This is a genomic window from Noviherbaspirillum sp., from assembly GCF_035254685.1.
Classification (GTDB): domain Bacteria; phylum Pseudomonadota; class Gammaproteobacteria; order Burkholderiales; family Burkholderiaceae_D; genus Noviherbaspirillum.
The window spans coordinates 14,813-35,397 of record NZ_DATFAI010000041.1 but is presented as its reverse complement, the minus strand read 5'-3'; the positions used below and the strand labels follow the sequence as shown (position 1 = coordinate 35,397).

Genomic DNA, 20,585 nt, shown 5'->3' with positions numbered 1-20,585 from the left:
GACAGGCACTATGCCCAGGCGGGCGTCCGGTACATCTCGGCCGCGAAATCGATGAAGGCACGTACCTTGGGCGAGAGATGACGGTTATGCGGATAGACCGCATACACCTCGCGCGCCTGGAGCGGATAGCCAGGCAGTACTGCTGTCAGGTCGCCACGCGCGAGGTCGCCATGCACGATGAAGGAGGCCGTGGTGGCGATGCCGACACCGGCCAGGGCCGCGTCGCGCAGGGCGATGCCCGTATTGGCCTGGAGCGTACCGCGCACCGCCACAGCCTTGTATCCGCCACCGGGCATTTCAAACATCCATTCGTTCGGCTTGGGCACCAGCGAGTAGGTGAGGCAGTTGTGGTGCACGAGATCATCAGGCGTACGTGGCACCCCATGCCGCTCCAGGTAGGCCGGCGCCGCGACCAGCAGGGTGCGAGTGGTGGCCAGCCTCTTTGCCATCAGCGTCGAATCCGGCATCTCGCGCGCGAGGCGCACGGCGACATCGAAACCTTCCTCGATCAAGTCGACAAAACGGTCATTGCAGACCAGGTCCACTTTGAGATCCGGGTAGCGCGCCATGAAGCGCGGCAGCCAGGATGCCATGTCCAGCGTGCCGAAGGCCATCGGTGCATTGACGCGCAGGACACCACGCGGTGCTGCGTGATGCTGCGTGACTGCGAGATCGGCTTCCTGCAGGTCGTCGAGGATGCGTCGCGCCCGCTCATAGTAGGCGGTGCCGACCTCGGTCAGCGCCAGCTTGCGCGTGGTCCGATTCAGCAGTTGCGCGCCGAGCAGGGATTCCAGATGCTGCACCTGTCGAGACATGACAGTGTGGGAGATGTTGAGCTGTGCCGCTGCAGCGGAAAAGCCGCCGGCTTCCACGACGCGGCAGAACGCCTTGAGGGCGCTGAATTGATCCATCGGTGACCTCGATGATTGCCCTTCCTCGCACACATGACGACGGGTCATCGGCATGACCGGATCGCTTGTATCCGGTCATGCCATGGTGTTGGACGGGGAGTCAATTGAAATGCTTGCCATCATGCCATAAGCCGGCATGGAGGCGCAGTGCAGGGAAGCTTTCGGTCGAGGTCGGACGACCACAGAATGCGGACCATGTATTCTGTGGCGAGGTTTGTAAAAAACGCTAGTGCAGGGTTACGGGCTGGCGCATCAGCGCGTCATACTTGCCCAGGAAATCATCGATTTCTTCGACGCTTGGTTCGGTCGCGATCAGGTTTTCCACTTCTTCGCGGAATGACTTGGCAAGCGTACCGCCAATGAAAATTTCACGCTTGCCCGGCTTGTCCATGATCTCGTATCCGCCAAAGCGCAAGGCCTCGCGGCCATCGTCGGCCCCGAACTCCACCACGCTGTACTGCTCGCTGTTGTAGATCAAGTTCATTTTGCGCTCCTTGTGCCACCGAATAATTGCGGGTAACTCACTACCCTTGGATGCAAAAATGGGGCCAGCTGTCACCTTTTCAAGTCGTTGCGGTGGAATTGCAAGGAATTGACAAGGCTTTACTCAGAGATACTGCATCATGCGTGCAAGTCTTCGCTGAGCTGGAGCAAAGTGTCGTAGGGTGCGTGCGTCAGAAAGTCGCGGATGCGCTCCAAATGTTCGGAGGTTGCCAGTCCGATATACATGCGATCGGGACGGCGGCGCAGCAGACGGTTGAGCGTGACGCGCATGGTGAGGTTGCCGGTGCAGCACAGGCAACCGGGCGCGATGCGTGTGATCTGCAGCGCCGGCGTGTCAGCCATGTCGTCGAGAGGAGATTTGCCGTTCGGCAAACCTTCAAGGATCAGCGCGGTGCTGATGCCGGGCTCGATCAGGACGGCGATCGCCGCTTCGCGACTCGCCGCGTTCGCGCCGGTGACGACGGTGGCAAGCGTCAAGCTTTTTTCGACAGCTTGCCTGGCTCTACGCCAAGCTGCTTGAGCTTGCGGTACAGGTGGGTACGCTCCAGGCCGGTTTTCTCGGCCACACGCGTCATGCTGCCGCCTTCGCGAATCAGGTGGTGCTCAAAGTAGGCACGTTCGAAGGCGTCGCGCGCTTCTCGCAGCGGCAGGTCGAACGACAGGCCAAACAGCTGCGTGTCGGATGGCATTGCCGGTGCTGCGGCTGGCGCCGGTGCAGTCACGCCCGCGGGCACATTCGCGGACGCGTAGGATGGCGCAGCGGGTGTATTCGCATGCTCCGGCGCCGTTACCGATGCGGGCGCCGGACGCTGGTACATCGACACAGGCCGGATTGCCTCTTGTCCACGCGACAGGCCTTGCTGGACTGCCTTGAGCAGCTTTTGCAATGCGATCGGCTTTTCGAGGAAATTGAGCGCGCCGATGCGCGTCGCTTCCACAGCGGTGTCGATGGTGGCATGGCCGGACATCATGATGACCGGCATGGTGAGAAGACCGTCGCGCTGCCACTCCTTGAGCAGGGTGACGCCGTCGGTGTCCGGCATCCAGATGTCGAGCAGGACCAGGTCGGGCGTGCCTTGCGCGCGCATCTCGCGTGCCTGCTGGGCGTTCTCCGCCGTCGTCACGGCATGGCCTTCATCGCCGAGGATTTCCGAGAGCAGTTCCCGGATACCCATTTCGTCATCGACTACCAGAATGTTTGCCATATGCTTACCTTAATTACTTCCGTTGTCGCGTATTTTGTCTCGTCCGCGCCGAAGGTGCGGCAAGAGAGTTGTCACGATTTGTTTCAAGCTGCCATGTTTTGATGATGGAAAACGCAATGCGTCCCGGTGCTTCGCTTTCCATGCATCATGTCCGGTCCGGCGCTAACTTTAACAGCAAAATCGATACTTTTGCGCCGGCCGCGGTTGTCCGGTTCTTGATATCGATGCGCCCGCCGTGCTCGTCGATAATCTTTTTCACCATGGCAAGTCCCAAGCCGGTACCGCGCGACTTCGAGGTAACGTACGGCTCGAAGGCGCGTGCGAGAATTTTCGAAGAGAACCCGGGGCCATTGTCGGTGATCGACAGGCGCACTGCGGTACGGCCTTCGCCGTCGGAGTCCTGATAGTGGATGGTTTCGGTCACGACGTCGATGCGCGGCTTGTCGGTGCTTTGCGGGTGATCTGCCACCGCGTCTTGCGCATTCTGCAAGAGGTTGTGGACCACTTGCCGAAGCTGGGTCGCATCGCCCATCACTTGTGGCAGGTCGGGCGCCAGCGACGCGTGAATGATAGCGCGTTCGTCGCCGCCGACATAGAGGTGCAGGATCTCTTCGATCAGGTCGTTCAGGTTCAGCGGCGACAGCACGGCGGGCGGCGTCTTCGCGTAGTCGCGGAAGTCGTCCACCATGCGCTTCATGGCGGCGACCTGGTTGACGATGGTGGTCGTGCCCTTGGTGAGCATCGTCGCGTCCTGCCCGGCCAGCTTCGGCTCCAGTTTCATCTGCAGGCGTTCGGCGGACAGCTGGATAGGCGTGAGCGGATTCTTGATTTCATGCGCCAGCCGGCGCGCCACTTCGCCCCAGGCAACCGAGCGCTGCGCCGAGATCACGTCCGAAATATCGTCGAACACCACGATGTGGCCGACGCCGCCGGCCACCGGCAGGTAGGAGCCGCGCGCCAGCAGTGTGATGTCGCTCTCGCCTTCCGACTCCGGGCTGCGGCGCGGCACTTCGATCTGCTTTTGCCAGTGCAGCTCACCGGCGCCGCCGCCAGCCGACTGCGCGCTCTGCTCGGAAAACGCCTTGGTGATGGAATGCGCCAGCGGCTCCAGCCCCTCAATGGCGTTGAGCGGCTTGCCAATGTGCGGATCGAAATCATGGTGCAGGATGCGCTCGACCGATTCATTGCAGGTGACCAGTCTGAACTGTCCATCGAGCACCATCACGCCCGCCGACATGTTGGCGAGCACCGACTCCAGGTAGGCCTTGGCATTCTCCAGCGCCGCGCGGTTGCGCTCTACCGAGGCGCGCGCTTCCGACAGCTGGCGCGTCATGGTGTTGAACGACTGGGTCAGCGTGCCCAGTTCGTCGGAGGTGGCCACGATAGGGCGTGGCGAGAGGTTGCCCTCCGCCACAGCCTTGGTGCCTTCGGCAAGCAGCAGCAGGGGCTGCGCCAGGTCGCCGGCGATCAGGAAGGCGGCGGCGATGGCGCCGAAGATGGCCAGCAGCAGGGTAAGCGTCAGCGTCACGATATAGATCTTGCGCAGGCCGGTGCGTGCCAGCGAGCGCTCCTGGTATTCGCTGTAGGCAGCACGTAGCGCTTCCGCATTGGTCGCCAGGTGCTCGGGAACGGGCTGCAGCAATTGCAGGAAACGCGATTCGCTCTGCAACGACAGGCCATTGTTGGATGCCGGGATGGCAACGACGACGCGCAGCCGCAGGTCGGCAGCCTTGGCTTGCCCGTCCGTGGCGGTGTTGTCCTTGCTGGCGCTGTCGTGAAAATCGAAACCTCCTTCAATCGCGGAATAGCCACGCGTCATGCGTGCCTGCCGCAGCATTGCGGGGCTGGGCAGGTCGGGCATCAGGGCGCCGATGCGACCGCCCACGGTGGCGACGATTTGACCATTGGCCGTCACGATAGTTGCTTCCTGCATCTGGCTTTGTTCGCGCAGCCGCGACAGCAGCGTGACCTGCGCCGAGTCTGACAGTTCCGACAACTCCAGGGCCACGTTGCGCGCCTTCGCGGCGAGGTCGGCCAGCGAGGCATCGAGCGCGGTGCGGCCGAGGGTCAGGCCCGCTTCCAGCGCGGATTCGACGTGCACGTCGAACCAGGATTCGATCGAGCGCGACACGAACTGCACCGACACCGTGTAGATCACGGTGCCGGGCAGGATGCCGACAAGGGCGAACAGGAGCACCAGCCGCGCCATCAGCCGCGAGCCGAACTCGCGCCGCTTGTAGCCGCGGTACAGGCGGGTCAGCAGCAGGATCACCAGGCCCAGCAGGGAGATGGCAATCAGGCCGTTGAGGACCAAAAGTTCGGGATAGTGTCGGTCGAAGAAGGCCGAGTTTTCGGAAGCCGAGGCGAGCAGGAACAGCAGGATGCTGACGACTGCGCCGCCGACAACCAGGAAGTAACGCAAGAAACGCTGCACGTCTATTCGGCCTTGTAAATGAAGTGTTTCCAGTCGGACGTGAAGCGCCAGTCGGAGCTGTTCAGGGCATGCACCTGGAAGGGCTTGGGCAGGCGCGTCACGTCCAGTCCCATGCGGACCGCCACGTTATAGGTCGCGCCGACCTTGAGCGCGCCCTTGTCCGCGATGACCCAGCGCGGCGGACGGCGCACCAGTGACATGGCATCGTCGAGCGAACCGAAGCTTTGCTGCAGGCCGCCGCTGATCGCGGCATGATATTGATGCGTCAATACGTTATAGGAGATGCGGATGGTTTGCGAGGCGCTGACCGCCTTTTCGTCGAACCAGTACCAGCGCGGCCGCGTGAGCTGGACCTCGGTGGTGAAATACAGCGGGATGCCGCGTGTAATGGCATCTTCCAGGCCGCGCGTGAGGTCGAACGCGAAACTGACGGCCAGCTTGTAGCCCTCATCCGTGTTCTCCACGGCAGCCGACGTGATGTCGACGCCTTCGGCCCGCGCCGTGACGGGCATCGACGTAGAAAGGATCAGCAGCGCGGCCAGCAACAGGCCGGCAAGCCAGCTGGAAAAAAGGTGCGGGATTCGGTCACTCACTCGCAGGCGGCGTGGATCGATGGCGAAGGCTGTCACTATGTCCGATCAGGAATTCTTGACCTGAAACCGGCGGTCTCCTGCCGCCGCGCTCCAGTGCCGGTTCTTTGCGTTGGAAATAAAGAAACTCGAGCAAATGTTTGTTTTCATACGCCTTTTCAGCATGCCGTTGCCTCGAACGATACTATCAGACGGGCGCTTTTTGGAATAGCGCATAGAACAAGCCGTCATGGTCTTGCCCGGCGGCGACGGTCGGCAGCAGCTGACCCGGCGCGGACAGGCGGATCGCCTGATGACGCGCTGCGAAAGCGGCGGCCTGCATCTCCGACTCCTGCGGCCATAGCGAACAGGTAACAAATAGCAATTTACCATCGGGTCGCAGCATCTGCCAAAGATTGTCAAGAATTGTTGCTGAAACTGTTGCAAGCCGCGCTGCATCCTCCTTGCGCCGCAACCAGCGTATGTCCGGATGGCGCCGCACGATGCCGGAGGCGGTGCACGGTACGTCGGCCAGGATGCGATCGAACGGCTGTCCGTCCCACCAGCCGCTGCCCGCAGCATCGCCGGTCTTCAGGGACGCTTTCAGCTGCAGGCGTTGCAGGTTTTCCTCAATCCGCGCGAGGCGCTTCGGATCGCTGTCGAGCGCCAGCAGATCGACTTCCGCGCTTTCGAGGATATGCCCGGTCTTGCCGCCGGGCGCGGCGCAGGCGTCCAGCACGCGCATGCCGTCCCGCAGGTCGAGCAGGGGCGCAGCGAGCTGGGCGGCGGCGTCCTGCACCGACACCAGGCCCTGTTCGAATCCAGGGATCTGCGTGACCGGAATCGGCCGCTCCAGGCGGACCGCGTACGGACCGATCGTGCTGGCGGCGATGCCCTTGTCCGTCAGGATACGCAGGTAGTCGTCCATCGACGTCTTGCGGACATTGATGCGCAAGGTGAGCGGCGGATTGGCATTTCCCGCCCGCAGGATCGCTTCCCAATCGCCGGGATACGATTTCTTCAGCGTGTCGGTCCACCAACGGGGATAGTTCCAGCGCGCCTCTTCCCGCTTCAGCGCCTGCTGCAGCAGCGCCTCGCGCTCGCGCAGGAAGCGGCGCAAGACCGCGTTGACCATGCCTTTGGCGTGAGCCATGGAAAGGTCTGCCGCGCAGGCGGTGACTGCCTGGTCGACCACGGTGAAGTCTTCATAAGGTGCATCCCCGCGTGCCGTGCTGTCATCGGAAACCAGCGCCAGCGCGCAGCACAGCAGCGCATGCAGTTCGGCTGGAGAGGGAGGCTTGTTTGCCAGCAGGGCGAGCAGCGCTTCGGCGCGGCCGAGCCGGCGCATGGTGCGGTAGGCGATGTCCTGCATCGCACCGCGAGCCTGCGGCGGTGCGCCGGTTTGCGCAAAGGTCGCAGCCAATGCCTGCGGCAGGGCGGTGCCGGTCTTGACCTGCGCCACGGCGCGCGCTGCGCCGAGCAGGGTGAATGCAAGGGAGTCGGCTTTTAGGTGTGTTTTCGACACATGAGCCTGCGCAGCCTGGCCGCGCAGTCCTTGAAATTGAGGGATTAAATTAAGGGATTAATTCCGGCTGAGGGCAAGCCGCGCACCGAGCGCGATGAAGGCGCCGCCCACCGTGCGTTCCAGCCACAGTCTGACGCGCGGGCTGCGGCCGGCACGGCGTGCCAGCGTGCCGGCGAGCATGGCCGTGCCGCTGTTCCAGCACATGCTGATCAGGGCGAACATGACGCCGAGCAGCAGGAAGGCTGTGGTCTTCTGGCCTGCATCGGCTCGCACGAATTGCGGGATGAAGGCAAGGAAGAAGAGGATGACCTTGGGATTCAGTACGTTGGTCACCATCGCCTGCCAGAAGATCGTCCGGCGTGAACGGACATCACGTGCCGCAGAGCGCTCCTGCGCGTTTCCCGGCCTGGCGAGCGCCATGCGGATGCCGAGGTAGACCAGGTAGGCGCCACCGGCAAGCTTGATGAGCATGAAGGCGGTCGCTGACGCAGCCAGGATCGCGCTCAGGCCGACGGCCGATGCGACGGCGTGAACGCAGCAGCCGGCGGAGATTCCCATGGCCGACATTAGGCCGGCGGCACGGCCCTGTGCCACACTCCTGCCGACGATATAAGCCGTGTCCGGTCCGGGTGTTGCGTTCAGCAACAGGACCGCGGCAAAAAACAGGCCGAAATTCGAAATGCCGAAGATTTCCATGTGCATTGGCACCGCAAAACGGTGCGGGAGAGGGGGCGGAAACGTGATTGTAGCCGCAGTGTCGGGTTTTTTCGGCAGAACCCGTACGGCTGTTCGACGCGCGGTTTGCGCCAGTGACGTGCCGCGTTGCCGCATGCGGCCGGCATCAGACGCCCCACATCACCTCGTGCCCTTCTTTCTTCGAGGCGCGCATCATCTCCAGCAGGGGATAGGCGCGCGTTGCAAAGCTGACATATTCGACCGGCTCATGCTCATTGTCGTCCCAGTCCTCACCGTGATGCGCCAGCACATCGCGATGCACTTCTTCCGATACCGGATGCAACCTGCTTTCCGCAATCTCCGCTTCGACGCGGGCAATTGCCTGCGGCAATTCGGCGGGCGTCAGGATGCCCATTTTCACATCCTTGTGCAGCAGGTCGAGGATACGCCTGGCATGCTCCTCGTACATCATGACCTCAGCCGCAGATTTTGATTTGAACGTAACCAACTTGTCCTCCAATCTTCCAATCCCATGAATAAACCATAGCATGAGTTAAGGAATTTGCTACACGCCAAATCAGACCGCGACTGGCCTCGTGCGGTTCATCAAAAAGATCGCAAGTGAGATTACCTGGCAGGCGAGGCAGAGCGCAAAAGCCATGCGCATGGCGTTGGCGGCCGACGCGCCGTGCGCCTTGAACAGGTCGATCAGCAATCCCACGCCCCATTGCACGACGAAGGCACCGACGAAAAGCAGCAGGTTGTATGCAGTATTGGCGCGGCCGGTCAATGCGATGGGGAAAGAAAGGCTCACTTCGGTCTGCACCAGCGTGGCGACAGTGATGCATATCGCCATCATGATCCAGAAGATCCAGGACCAGGAAGCGGATGTGGCAAGCATGCCGGCCTGCGCGAGGATCGCGCCGGTGAGGCCGACGGCAATGACGCGCATTACCGGGACGCCGCGTGCAGTGTTGCTGCCGTGTTGAGACAGTACGTGGCGCGGCGCCCACCATGACATCACGAGGTAAGCAAGCAGCAGGGAAAGATTGAACATGAACAAGACGCGCGCGGTCTGCGCCTTGTCCAGGCCGAGCACGGTGATCATCCAGGGGCCGGCCCACAAGGTTTGCAGTGCAACGAAGCTGCCGTGGTTGACGGTGCCGAGCAGCGACATGCGGCGGAAGAACGGGTTGCCGAATACCTGCTTATAGCCGCCGCTGGAAGAGGCCGCGTGGGACGCCGGCTGCGGATGCGCCGCTTCCATTTTTTTCAGCAGGAAAAAGATGGCCGCCGCGGATGCGAGGATCATCGCGCTCATGATCCAGAACACGCCGCGCCAGCCAATCAGCGGCAGCGCCGCGTTGACGGGCACGGTGGCCGCGAGCGCACCCGAGGTGCCGGCGACCAGCATCCAGCTGGCGAGCTGGCTCTGGCGCTCGGGCGCGAACCATTGCCGGTAAGCCTTGATTGGTGCCATCAGGCAGGCCGACACGCCGACGCCAATCAGGGCTCGGCCGAGCCAGAGCCCGGGAAGCGAATCGCTGCTGGCAAAGAGCGCCGCGCCGACCGCGGCGAACAGGAGCAGTGCGGATTCGGTGCGCCGCGAGCCGTATTTGTCGAGCCAGATCCCGAGCGGCAACTGCATGCAGGCGAAGCTGATGAAATAGGCAGACGACAGCAGGCCGAGATCGGCATTCGTCAGGCCGATCTCGTCGAGCAGTACCGGCGCGATTACCGCATTGACCGAGCGGAATGCGTAGGAGAGGAAATAGCCGGAGGCGAAACTGAGAAAGACACGTATCGCGAGTGTGACGCGTATCGTCGGTATCGCAGTCATCTCAGTTCAGCTTGAAGGAATTGAAAAAGGTGTCGGCGGCTTCACGCGACACCTTGCCTTCCTTGCCGAGCATGACGACCTGGTAGATGCGCTTGTCCTTCGCGAGGAAGCGCGCGATCAGTATGCGCGATTCGGTGCCGGTGGCCTCGACGTCAACCGTCATCGGCACGCTGCCGGCTGGCGAAACCTTTTCCTGCCTGACGGTGCCACTGATGTTGTGCACCAGCGCCGTCTTCATTGCAGCCAGCGCTTTGGGGGCCTGCGATTCATCGGGCAGCTCCGCGCTGCCCACCGCGTACATCACCTTGTCGACTTCCGCAGCCGTCATGGTCATCGATACCTGCAGTCCGTCAAGATTCACGGGGCGTGTATAGGAAGCGGGTTTCGCCGGCAGGAGGACGACAAACGGCGCATTGCTGCCGCGCGTCTCGCGCCAGTCGAGTTTCGGGCTGCAGGCGGCAAGCGGCAGCATGCAGGTGATACATGCCGCCGCGCGGATCAGGGTGGATGGGAATATAGTCATGGACGAAATGGTAACAGCTGCGCCCGCTTTCGTCCGGCGGCATTACTCTGCGTTCGGTGCGGCCCGCGACAACGTTTCCGAATGGGCTGGCGCCTTGTGGAACGCGCGCAGGCCGAGTGTGACGCCGATGCAGAGCAGCACGACGCCCGCGATGACCAGCAGTGAGGGCGCTGCGCCGCGCCAGAGGAAAGCATACAGCAGCGCGGACAAGGTTTCGAACACGATGAGCTGGCCGGCGAGCGACGTCGGCAGCCGCTGGCTGGCCTTGTTCCATAGCATGGTGCCCAGCCAGGAGCAGCACAGTCCGATCGTGAGCATCAGCGCGATGAACGGCCACGGCCGCGGCCCCAGGGGATAGTCATACACACCGGGCCGCAGGCTTGCATACACACCGTAAGCAATGAAGCCGATCAGCGCCAGCGGCAGCGTCGCCAGGCCTTGCACAGTGGCCCAGGTGGAAGATGCAATGTGCGGATTGCGTTTCATGTGCCGCGCGTTCATGATCGGGTACCAGGTCCAGGCCGCCAGCGCACCCAGCGTGATGAAGCAGCCGAGCGCGTATTCCGATGTGGATCGCCTGCCATCGAGATGCCCCAGTTCGCTCGCATTCACCAGCATCAGGCCGGTAAAGATGATCAGGAGCGAGGGCACGAGGCGTCGCCAGGCGACCGCCTCCGAAGGATGCCCCGGCGCCCAGTTGGAGCAGATCGAAATGACGACCGGCAGCGTGCCGATCATCATCGTCGGCAGCGGTGCGTCGGCCAACTGAATGCCGGTGGCGAGCGCGGCGTAATACAGGATATTGCCGACCAGCGCGAGCTTGAGTGCAGCGATCCAGTCTGCTTTCGACAGGAGTGCGATGCGGCGGCGATCGAAATACGCGGGGACCAGCGCAATCAGGCCGAAGCCGATATAGCGACCGAATGACAATACCAGCCCGGGGTAGTCGCCGAGCATGAGCGGCGCCACGAACACCAGCCCCCACAGCAGGCCGGCGCCGAGCGCACAGGATAAACCGATGAACATGATGCCAATACCGGAAACGAACAAAAGTCCATGCACCTCTGCATGGTGGATGCGATTATCCGCGCTTCCCTGACGTCGGTCTTGTACGGATTTGCTGTTGGTACTGCGCCGGCGTCACGCCATAGGCGCGCTTGAACCAGCGGTTCAGGTGGCTCTGGTCGGTCAGGCCTGCCGCCACGGCCGCATCCGAGGGGCTGGCGCGTTGCGCGAGCAGCGATTTCGCCCGCGCCGCGCGGCATGCCTGCACGTACTGGTGCGGCGTGGCATGGAACATCGCGGAAAAGGTCCGCACAAAATGGAACACCGACAGGCCGGCCTCGGCCGCCAGCATCTCCACGCTCAGCGTCTCGTCCAGTTGCGCCTCGATGCAATCCAGTACGCGCCGCATGGCTGCCGTGCGGCGTGCTTCGCGCGCTGTCGGCGCGTGCAACGCCTTTGCATTCCTGCCGTAGCGGGCCACGATGGCGTCGACGAGCTGCGTGAAGTCCGAGACAAACGCGAGATCGTCCGGCGCGTTCCACATGCGCCGGAACGTCTTGCGAAAGGCAGCAGCCAGTTGCGGATCATGCGTCGTCGCGTCAGGAAAGAAGGCTTCGCTGCCGGTCATCGCGCGCAGCGTTTCCGGTTCGATGTACAGCATCTGGTAGGTCCACCCGCCATCGACTTCGGCCTGGCCGGTATGCAGCTCATCGGGATTAAGCAACACCAGCGTGCCGGCAGGCGCCAGATGCTCCGTGCCCTGGTAACGGAAACGCTCCACGCCGGCTTCGATGGCGCCCAGCGAATAGCCGTCATGCAGATGCGGCGCGAATGCGTGGTCCACGAGGCGCGCCGAATACAGCTCCACGCCGGGCAGGTGCGGCGTGGCTTTGAAGGTGACGAATTCGGAGGGGTGATGGAACATGGCTGCCATCATAAATCTTTATCGGCGCGGCGTGGGAACGGCTCAATTCCGCTCCCCTTCATCGGGGGATGGCAATCTTCCTCGGATCCACGAGCGTGCTGTGGACGCTCGAGACCTCGACCAGTGTCAGCACTAGCACCAGCATCGCGATCGAAGAGCTGTAGCTTGACTTGCGGATCTATCCTGACATCAAAGCCTCGTCGTCGTACTGTGCTTGCATAATCCGCTCGACAGCATCACGCCTGATGCGCACAAGCAGGTTCCCGCTGCGACTGTGCGAGCAGAACGACATTGCCCCGAGCGAGGACGATACCTACGGCGAACCGGCCGACGTCAATCTGTCGCTTGCTGTCCTGAAGGCATAGGGTCGCAGTGGCAACGTCACCGAGACTAGTTGCGTAATGTTCCTGCAGCAAGTGTGGCTAGCGGGGCGGACATTATTGATGATGGGGCGCGAGGTCAAGGATAAAACGTCTGCCCTTCGCGGACGATTTTTTCCTTGATGTCCGGATTGGAAAGGCGATTCCAATGGAGGCTGTCGACCTTGAACACGAGCGGTAAGGCATCGATTTCGTTCCAGAGCTTGGTGAACCTGTTATCCGGCATGGTTTCCGAGAACACGGCGAGATCGATATCGGATCCGTCTTTCCAGGAGTTCTTGGCGCGCGAGCCGAATATCGCAACCCGTTCAATTTCCGGATATCTGGCGAATACTCCTCGCAAGTCTGCTACTACGGCTGGCGAGAGGCCAAACTTCAACTGTTCGTTTGCCATGATGCGGCCTCTGTTGCCAGTTGCTGAAACAGCCTTAATCCATCCCGAACAATGTAGGAGTAGACCTCATCACCAAGCTTTTCATCGTAGGTGTGGCTGGTAAGGTTGCGCTTCTTTTGTGCTTCACTCCAGCCATTCCCGTCATGGATGAGGCCTGATGCAAGCGCTTCGCGAAACACGTCGCGAGGATTTAGTGCTTCGATGCCGAGTTCCTGAAGGCGCAGTCTGAGCGCCTTCCATGCAAGTTCCCAACAGAATTCGAATCGTTGGATGACTGCGTCGCGAATAAAGGACGAGAAGGGCTGTGCACAGGCTTCTTCCAGGCGCGTGACCGCCTTCAACAAATCATTCTTGCGTTCAATCAGGCGCTGTTTATCCATGTTGATTTATCCCCTACGCTTGTGCATTTAAACGTCAATAGTGCAAGGGCGTGAAAGTTTAATGCTCCCGCAACGCCCGCCGATACTGGATCGCCTCCGCCACATGCGCTTGCCCGATCGTCGTCGCGCCTGCCAGATCGGCAATCGTACGTGCCACTTTCAGTACGCGGTGATAAGCACGTGCGGACCAGTTCAGGCGTGACATGGCATTGCGCAGGAGCTGTTCGCCGGCATCGTCCGGCCTGCAATGCGCATCGATCTCGCCGGTCGACAGGCCGTGGTTGCCCTTACCCTGGCGCTTGACCTGCCGTTCGAAGGCACATTCCACGCGTTCCGCAATCGCGTTCGATGGTTCGCCGTCGGCCTGCTTCAGCAACTCGTCGTGCGGCAGCGCACCGACCTGGATCTGCATGTCGATGCGGTCGAGCAGCGGGCCGGAGATCTTGTCCTGGTAGCGTGCCACGCCGTCTGGCGTGCAGCGGCAACGGTTGGCATGATGTCCCAAGTAACCACATGGGCACGGGTTCATCGCTGCCACCAGCTGGAAGCGCGCGGGGAAATCCGCTTGCCGTGCCGCGCGTGAAATGGTGATGTGGCCGGACTCGAGCGGTTCGCGCAGGACTTCCAGCACCTTGCGGTCGAACTCCGGAAGCTCATCGAGGAATAGCACCCCGCGATGGGCAAGCGAGATCTCGCCGGGACGCGGTGTGCCACCGCCGCCGACCAGTGCGACGCCGGAGGCAGTGTGGTGCGGTGCACGGAATGGCCGAGCTTTCCACTTCGAAATGGTGAATCCGCTCGTGAGCGATTGCACCGCCGCTGATTCGAGCGCTTCCTCATCTGTCATCAACGGCAGGATGCCGGGAAAGCGCGCCGCCAGCATCGACTTGCCCGTGCCCGGGGGGCCGACCATCAGTACGCTGTGCCCACCGGCGGCCGCAACTTCCAGCGCACGCTTGGCCTGCGCCTGGCCCTTCACGTCGGCGAAATCGGGATAGGCGGGGCGCGCGGCAGCGGCCCGGGCCTGGTGGCGCGCGAGCCTTGCTTCGCTGTCGGTTGCTGCGAAATGCGCGCAGACCTGCAGCAGGGAGTCGGCCGGAACGATCGCGGCATCTTGCACCAGCGCCGCTTCATCGGCATTGGCGCGCGGCAGGATGAAGGAGCGCTCCTTGCCGCTGGCGTCGCCGGCGCGATGCATGGCATAGGTCATCGCCAATGCGCCCCGGATCGGGCGCAATTCGCCGGACAAGGACAGCTCCCCGGCGAATTCATACTTGTCGAGTTCATCGGCGGGCATCTGGCCGGAGGCGGCGAGAATGCCGAGCGCGATCGGCAGGTCGAAGCGGCCGGATTCCTTCGGCAGGTCGGCGGGGGCGAGGTTGACGGTGATGCGGCGCGCGGGAAACTCGAAGCGCGCGTTCTGCAAGGCCGCACGCACACGGTCTTTCGATTCCTTGACTTCCGTCTCCGGCAGGCCAACGATCGTGAAGGAAGGCAGCCCGTTGGCCAAATGGACTTCTACCGTGACTTCCGGCGCCTGCATGCCCGCAAGCGCGCGGCTCTTCAATACGGCAAGGCTCATTGTTCAGGCGCTTTTTTCAGAAGCGCCTCGAGTTCCGCCACGCGGGCTTCCAGCGCTTCCAGCTTGGCTCGGGTCTTGGCCAGCACCTGTGCCTGGATATCGAATTCCTCGCGCGTGACCAGGTCGAGGCGGGAGAAGCCTTGCGTGAGCATCGCTTTCACATTCTTTTCGATGTCCTTCGCCGGCGAGTTTTCGATGGCCTGGTTGATCTTCGACTGGAGGTCGTTGAGGAAGTTGCTTGCGTTCATGTTGGATTCCCGAGTGGATGAATCGCCCATTGCTGGTGCGCCGCGCCACGGTGGTGCGACTGCTTGTGGTGCATTGGCTGAAATCGGTGCGGCGACAAGGGCGATTTGTGATTGCCGATGGTGATTAAAGCAGTAGAACCGGCCTGAAATGGAAAAATGATAACGCATCCCGGCAGGAAAAAGGATGGCATGAGTCCTGCTATGTCGTTGGAAAAATGCAATACGGATCATCCTTGTTCCAACATCGAAGGGAAACGCCATGAAAAAACTGATTCTCGCCAGTGCCGTGTTCGCCGTCTTCTGTGGCGGCGCGCAGGCGGAAGAGAAAAAGCCGGACAATGAATTCAGCTTCAATGCGTCCGTCGTCAGCGACTACCGTTATCGCGGCATTTCGCAAACGCGCCTGAAGCCGGCACTGCAAGGCGGCGCCGATTATACGCACAACCCGAGCGGATTCTACGCCGGCACCTGGCTGTCGACCATCAAATGGATCAAGGACGCGGGCGGCGACAGCGATGTCGAGTGGGATATCTACGGTGGCAAGCGCGGCGAGATCGTGAAGGACGTCACATACGACGTCGGCCTGCTACGTTACCAGTACCCATCGAACAATCTCAATCCGAGCGCCAACACGACTGAAGTCTACGGCCAGCTCGGCTATGGGCCCGCGTATGTGAAGTACTCGCATGCACTGACCAACCTGTTCGGATTCACCGACAGCAAACGCAGCGGCTACCTCGACGTGGGTGCCAACGTCGAGGTCGGGCAAGGCTTGACGCTGAACCTGCACGCGGGCCACCAGAAGGTGAAGAACAGTTCCGCGTTCAGCTACACCGACTGGAAAGTCGGCGTGACCAAGGACTTCGGCATCGTCACGGCGTCGGCTGCACTGGTCGGCACCAACACCGACAACTATGTCGGCCCCGGCGGCAAGAACCTCGGCAAGAATGCGCTGCTGGTGTCCGTTGCCAAAACCTTTTGAGCGAGACCGCCATGAAAATGATCACTGCGATTATCAAACCATTCAAGCTCGATGAAGTGCGCGAGGCGCTCTCGGAGATCGGCGTGCAGGGCATCACGGTGACCGAGGTCAAGGGCTTCGGCCGCCAGAAGGGGCATACCGAACTGTACCGTGGCGCGGAGTATGTGGTCGACTTCCTGCCCAAGACCAGGATCGACGCGGCGGTGGACGACGCACTCGTCGAGCGTGCCATCGAAACCATCGAGCGCGCGGCCCGCACCGGCAAGATCGGCGACGGCAAGATCTTCGTGTACGACCTGCTGCAGGTCATCCGTATCCGTACCGGTGAGACCGGCAACGCTGCACTCTGAAGGAGGAGTGAAATGAAAAAACTCTTTGCAGGCATTCTTGCGTCCGGCGCGCTGCTGTTCGCGTCATCCTTCGCGCTGGCCGACGATGCACCTTCCGCCAAGGCGGAAGCGATCGTGGCGCAGGCTTCTGCGCCCGCAGCCGGCGAATCTGCTCCGGCCGCATCTGCCCCGGCGCCCGCCGTCGCCCAGGCGGCTCCCGCGGCCGCTCCTGCTGCTGCTTCGGCTGCTGCTTCGGCTGCTGCTGCGGCCGCCGTGCCTGCCGCAGCCCCGGCTCCTGTCCCGAACAAGGGCGACACCGCCTGGATGATGGTCGCCACCGTGCTGGTGATCCTGATGACGATCCCGGGCCTGGCCCTGTTTTATGGCGGCCTGGTGCGCTCCAAGAACATGCTTTCGATCCTGATGCAGGTCTTCGTGATCTTCGCCCTGATCATCGTGCTCTGGTGCATCTACGGCTACTCGCTGGCGTTCACTGAAGGGAACAGCTTCATCGGCTCGTTCGACCGCATGTTCCTGAAGGGCATGACGCCGGATACCATTACCGGCACCTTCAGCAAGGGCGTGGTGATTCCGGAGTTCGTGTTCGTCGCCTTCCAGGCTACGTTCGCGGCGATCACCTGCGGCCTGATCGTGGGCGCGTTTGCCGAACGCATCCGTTTTTCGGCCGTGCTGCTGTTCGTTGTCCTCTGGTTCACCTTCTCCTATCTGCCGATCGCGCACATGGTCTGGTTCTGGCCTGGACCGGATGCCTTCACCGATGCTGCCGCAGCCGAAAAGGCGACGGCTGCCGGCGGCTGGCTGTTCCAGAAGGGCGCGCTCGATTTCGCAGGCGGTACAGTGGTGCACATCAATGCGGCCGTGGCCGGGCTGGTCGGCGCATTCGTCATCGGCAAGCGTATCGGCTACGGCCGCGAGTCGATGGCGCCGCACTCGCTGACGCTGACCATGGTGGGCGCGTCGATGCTGTGGGTAGGCTGGTTCGGATTCAACGCCGGCTCCGCGCTGGAAGCGGGCGGCACCGCTGCCCTGGCATTCCTCAACACACTGCTGGCAACCGCCGCCGCCACGCTGTCCTGGACCTTCGGTGAATGGATGGAAAAGGGCAAGCCGTCCATGCTGGGCGCGGCGTCCGGCGCTGTCGCCGGCCTGGTGGCAATCACGCCGGCAGCCGGCTTCGTCGGCGTGATGGGCGCGCTAGTGATCGGTCTGCTGGCCGGCATCGTCTGCCTGTGGGGTGTCAATGGCCTGAAGCGCATGCTGGGCGCTGACGACTCGCTCGACGTGTTCGGCGTGCACGGCGTCGGCGGCATCCTCGGTGCCCTGCTGACCGGCGTGTTCGCCGCGCCCTCGCTGGGCGGCACCGGCATCTATGACTATGTCGCCAACAAGGTCTCGCCCGACTATTCGATCGCCGGGCAGGTATGGATCCAGTTCCAGGGCGTGCTGACGACACTGGTCTGGTCCGGCGTGGTGGCGTTCGTCGCCTACAAGGTGGTGGACCTGCTCATCGGCCTGCGCGTGCCGGAAGAGCAGGAGCGTGAAGGCCTCGACATCGCCAGCCATGGCGAATCGGCCTACCACTCCTGAGCCGCCATCGGCATGCCGTTTCCCCTTCCCGCCTCGGCCGTGGCGGGATTGTTCAAGGCGCTCCGGACGGAGCGCTTTTTTTGTTTTTGGCCTTTAAAATCGGCGGGTGCGCCCGCATCTGAGGCATGTCCGTCATGGACGCCGGGCATGCATTGCCATTTGTGAAATGCCGCGTCCGGCAACAGCCTTCCTCTGACAACATCCCGCACACGCAACAGGACGATTGCCGTTAGAATTCTCCTATTGCAAAAATGCTTATAGCTAGAAGGTTTCTATGGTTCCGCACCTCGTCACAGCTCTGAACGGTCCGCTACTCGACCTCGAAAAGAAAATCCTGTCCGCCACGCCGTCCATCGAGCGCTGGTTCCGCCTCGAGTGGCAGGAACATACTCCGCCGTTCTATTGCTCGGTGGACTTGCGCAATGCCGGTTTCAAGCTGGCGCCGGTCGACACCAATCTTTTCCCGGGCGGTTTCAACAACCTCTCGCCGGAAATGCTGCCGCTGGCCGTACAGGCCGCGATGGCCGCCATCGAGAAATATTGTCCGGATGCCAAGAACCTGCTGCTGATTCCCGAGCGGCATACGCGCAACGTGTTCTACCTGCAGAACGTCGCGCGCCTGATGCAGATCTTCCGCCAGACCGGCCTGAATGTGCGCCTCGGTTCCCTGTCCGAAGATGTCAAGGAACCGACCAACATTGATCTGCCCGACGGCAGCACGATCACGCTCGAACCGCTCGAGCGCTCCGCCAACGGACGCAGGCTCGGCCTGAAGAATTTCGACCCCTGCACCATCCTGCTGAACAATGACCTGTCGTCCGGCGTTCCGCCCATCCTGGAAGGCCTGCACGAACAGAACCTGTTGCCGCCGCTGCATGCCGGATGGACCGTGCGCCGCAAGAGCAACCACTTCGCAGCGTACGATGAAGTGGTCAAGAAATTCGCCAAGATGGTCGATGTCGACGGCTGGATGCTCAACCCCTATTTCGCCCGATGCAGCGAGATCGATTTCCATGAACGTACCGGCGAAGAATGCCTTGCTGCGAGCGTCGATTCCGTGCTGGCCAAGATCCGCAAGAAGTACAAGGAATACGGCATCAAGGAAAAGCCTTTCGTTATCGTCAAGGCCGACGCCGGCACCTACGGCATGGGCATCATGACCGTCAAGGATGCCAGCGAGGTGCGTGACCTCAACCGCAAGCAGCGCAACAAGATGTCGGTGGTGAAGGAAGGCCTGGAAGTGTCCGACGTGATCATCCAGGAAGGCGTGCACACCTTCGAGCACATCAACGATGCGGTGGCCGAGCCGGTGGTCTACATGATTGACCGCTACGTGGTCGGCGGTTTCTACCGTGTGCATGCAGAGCGCGGCATCGACGAGAACCTGAATTCACCCGGCGCGCATTTCGTGCCGTTGGCCTTCGCGCAGCAGCACGCCCTGCCTGACCTGCAAGCCAAGCCGGGCACCGCGCCGCCGAACCGGTTCTACATGTATGGCGTGGTCGCGCGCCTGGCCTTGCTGGCCGCGTCGATCGAGCTGGAAAAGACCGATCCGAATCCCGAGGTGTACTGACACATGAAATTTGCTTTCCTCGCCGATCCGCTCGACCATTTCAAGATCTACAAGGACACCACCTACGCAATGATGGCCGAGGCGGCGCGGCGCGGCCATGCGATCTACGCCTTCGAGCAGAAGGACATGGCGTTCCATGCCGGCCTGCTGACGGCCAATGTCGCCCGCGTCAACCTGACCGGCGACCCGAAGGACTGGTACCACGCCGAACCGGCGACCGCGATGCAGCTCACCGAGTTCGACGCGGTGGTCGTGCGCAAGGACCCGCCCTTCAACATGGAATACATCTACCTCACCTATCTGCTGGAGGTGGCCGAGAGGCAGGGCGCGCGCGTGGTCAACCGGCCGGAAGCGATCCGCAGCCACAATGAAAAGCTGGCGATCGCGCAATTCCCGGAATTCACCTCGCCGACCCTCGTCACCAGCGACGAGAACCGGATCCGCGCTTTCCATCGCGAGCAGAAGGACATCATTCTCAAGCCGCTCGACGGCATGGGCGGCATCGGTATTTTCCGGGTCCGGGAAGACGGCATGAATCTCGGCTCCATCATTGAAACGCTGACCGAAAATGGCATGCGCACGATCATGGTCCAGCGCTTCATTCCGGAAATCAGCCAGGGGGACAAGCGGATTCTGCTGATCGGCGGACAGGTCGTACCGTATTCGCTGGCGCGCATTCCGCAGAACGGGGAGGTGCGCGGCAATCTTGCCGTCGGCGGCCTGGGCGTCGCGCAGCCGCTCTCGCAGCGCGACCGGGAAATCGGCGAGGCGCTTGCGCCAGCTCTTTTGACGCGCGGCCTGTTGCTGGTAGGATTGGATGTCATCGGAGATTGCCTCACGGAAATTAATGTCACCAGTCCGACCTGCTTCCAGGAAATCACGCAACAAACGGGTTTCGATGTTGCCGGAATGTTCATTGACGCACTGGAGAAGCAGTGCCAATAAAAAGGAATTCGCGTTGCGGGATGCGGGACGATCGCATGAGGCTGGTGA

The 20,585-nt window shown here is 62.0% G+C and carries 22 protein-coding genes; 5 read left to right on the top strand and 17 right to left on the bottom strand.

The genetic code is table 11. The annotated features are described in order from the left end of the window. Positions 1-8: 8 nt before the first annotated feature. The 17 genes from VJ698_RS17815 to VJ698_RS17735 form a co-directional block, all read right to left on the bottom strand. Positions 9-911 carry a LysR family transcriptional regulator gene (locus VJ698_RS17815; protein ID WP_324104136.1) on the bottom strand — a complete coding sequence of 301 codons (903 nt, stop codon included), beginning with the start codon at positions 909-911 and terminating at the stop codon, positions 9-11. Between the two features lie 226 nt (positions 912-1,137). Next, on the bottom strand, positions 1,138-1,395 hold the full coding sequence (locus VJ698_RS17810) for a BTH_I0359 family protein (protein ID WP_324104135.1): 258 nt from the start codon (positions 1,393-1,395) through the stop codon (positions 1,138-1,140). A gap of 137 nt (positions 1,396-1,532) precedes the next feature. Further along, the gene (locus VJ698_RS17805; RefSeq protein ID WP_324104134.1) at positions 1,533-1,892 is read right to left on the bottom strand and encodes a GTPase; all 360 of its coding nucleotides are present in this window, start codon (positions 1,890-1,892) and stop codon (positions 1,533-1,535) included. Next, complete coding sequence (locus tag VJ698_RS17800) at positions 1,889-2,620, bottom strand: response regulator (RefSeq protein ID WP_324104133.1); 732 nt, start codon at positions 2,618-2,620, stop codon at positions 1,889-1,891. Before VJ698_RS17800 ends, VJ698_RS17805 begins: the two co-directional genes overlap by 4 nt. A 145-nt stretch (positions 2,621-2,765) precedes the next feature. After that, on the bottom strand, positions 2,766-5,054 hold the full coding sequence (locus VJ698_RS17795; RefSeq protein WP_324104132.1) for a sensor histidine kinase: 2,289 nt from the start codon (positions 5,052-5,054) through the stop codon (positions 2,766-2,768). 2 nt (positions 5,055-5,056) lie between these two features. Continuing rightward, complete coding sequence (locus VJ698_RS17790; protein WP_324104547.1) at positions 5,057-5,566, bottom strand: DUF4390 domain-containing protein; 510 nt, start codon at positions 5,564-5,566, stop codon at positions 5,057-5,059. A 265-nt stretch (positions 5,567-5,831) separates the two neighbouring features. After that, the gene (rsmB, locus tag VJ698_RS17785) at positions 5,832-7,148 is read right to left on the bottom strand and encodes a 16S rRNA (cytosine(967)-C(5))-methyltransferase RsmB (RefSeq protein WP_324104131.1); all 1,317 of its coding nucleotides are present in this window, start codon (positions 7,146-7,148) and stop codon (positions 5,832-5,834) included. 57 nt (positions 7,149-7,205) lie between these two features. After that, positions 7,206-7,838: a LysE family translocator gene (locus VJ698_RS17780; protein ID WP_324104546.1), complete on the bottom strand. Its 633-nt coding sequence runs from the start codon at positions 7,836-7,838 to the stop codon at positions 7,206-7,208. A gap of 151 nt (positions 7,839-7,989) precedes the next feature. Then, entirely contained in the window at positions 7,990-8,373 is a 384-nt protein-coding gene (locus VJ698_RS17775; RefSeq protein WP_324104130.1) for a DUF1840 domain-containing protein, read from the bottom strand. Between the two features lie 27 nt (positions 8,374-8,400). Beyond that, a complete protein-coding gene (locus VJ698_RS17770) occupies positions 8,401-9,663 on the bottom strand; it encodes an MFS transporter (RefSeq protein WP_324104129.1) in 1,263 nt (420 codons plus the stop codon). 1 nt (position 9,664) lies between these two features. Then, entirely contained in the window at positions 9,665-10,186 is a 522-nt protein-coding gene (locus VJ698_RS17765) for a hypothetical protein (RefSeq protein ID WP_324104128.1), read from the bottom strand. A 42-nt stretch (positions 10,187-10,228) separates the two neighbouring features. After that, entirely contained in the window at positions 10,229-11,212 is a 984-nt protein-coding gene (locus VJ698_RS17760; RefSeq protein WP_324104127.1) for a DMT family transporter, read from the bottom strand. A gap of 55 nt (positions 11,213-11,267) precedes the next feature. Next, positions 11,268-12,116 (bottom strand): AraC family transcriptional regulator, encoded by an 849-nt coding sequence (locus VJ698_RS17755; protein ID WP_324104126.1) that lies wholly within the window; start codon positions 12,114-12,116, stop codon positions 11,268-11,270. Between the two features lie 459 nt (positions 12,117-12,575). Beyond that, complete coding sequence (locus VJ698_RS17750) at positions 12,576-12,890, bottom strand: nucleotidyltransferase domain-containing protein (RefSeq protein WP_324104125.1); 315 nt, start codon at positions 12,888-12,890, stop codon at positions 12,576-12,578. Then, a complete protein-coding gene (locus VJ698_RS17745) occupies positions 12,872-13,270 on the bottom strand; it encodes an HI0074 family nucleotidyltransferase substrate-binding subunit (RefSeq protein ID WP_324104124.1) in 399 nt (132 codons plus the stop codon). Before VJ698_RS17745 ends, VJ698_RS17750 begins: the two co-directional genes overlap by 19 nt. A gap of 58 nt (positions 13,271-13,328) precedes the next feature. Beyond that, positions 13,329-14,852 carry a YifB family Mg chelatase-like AAA ATPase gene (locus VJ698_RS17740; protein ID WP_324104123.1) on the bottom strand — a complete coding sequence of 508 codons (1,524 nt, stop codon included), beginning with the start codon at positions 14,850-14,852 and terminating at the stop codon, positions 13,329-13,331. Then, positions 14,849-15,100: an accessory factor UbiK family protein gene (locus tag VJ698_RS17735; RefSeq protein WP_324104545.1), complete on the bottom strand. Its 252-nt coding sequence runs from the start codon at positions 15,098-15,100 to the stop codon at positions 14,849-14,851. The genes VJ698_RS17740 and VJ698_RS17735 overlap by 4 nt, the downstream gene beginning before the upstream one ends. A 259-nt stretch (positions 15,101-15,359) precedes the next feature. Here VJ698_RS17735 and VJ698_RS17730 point away from each other — a divergent pair, with 259 nt between their 5' ends. The 5 genes from VJ698_RS17730 to gshB all read left to right on the top strand — a co-directional run bounded on the left by VJ698_RS17730 (position 15,360) and on the right by gshB (position 20,537). Continuing rightward, positions 15,360-16,082 carry a TorF family putative porin gene (locus tag VJ698_RS17730; RefSeq protein WP_324104122.1) on the top strand — a complete coding sequence of 241 codons (723 nt, stop codon included), beginning with the start codon at positions 15,360-15,362 and terminating at the stop codon, positions 16,080-16,082. An 11-nt stretch (positions 16,083-16,093) separates the two neighbouring features. Continuing rightward, a complete protein-coding gene (gene glnK / locus VJ698_RS17725; RefSeq protein WP_324104121.1) occupies positions 16,094-16,432 on the top strand; it encodes a P-II family nitrogen regulator in 339 nt (112 codons plus the stop codon). A gap of 12 nt (positions 16,433-16,444) precedes the next feature. Then, a complete protein-coding gene (amt, locus tag VJ698_RS17720) occupies positions 16,445-18,019 on the top strand; it encodes an ammonium transporter (protein WP_324104120.1) in 1,575 nt (524 codons plus the stop codon). A 274-nt stretch (positions 18,020-18,293) separates the two neighbouring features. Next, positions 18,294-19,592 carry a glutamate--cysteine ligase gene (gshA, locus tag VJ698_RS17715; RefSeq protein ID WP_324104119.1) on the top strand — a complete coding sequence of 433 codons (1,299 nt, stop codon included), beginning with the start codon at positions 18,294-18,296 and terminating at the stop codon, positions 19,590-19,592. 3 nt (positions 19,593-19,595) lie between these two features. Further along, positions 19,596-20,537, top strand: a complete 942-nt coding sequence (gshB, locus tag VJ698_RS17710) for a glutathione synthase (protein ID WP_324104118.1) — start codon at positions 19,596-19,598, stop codon at positions 20,535-20,537. Positions 20,538-20,585: the final 48 nt, after the last annotated feature.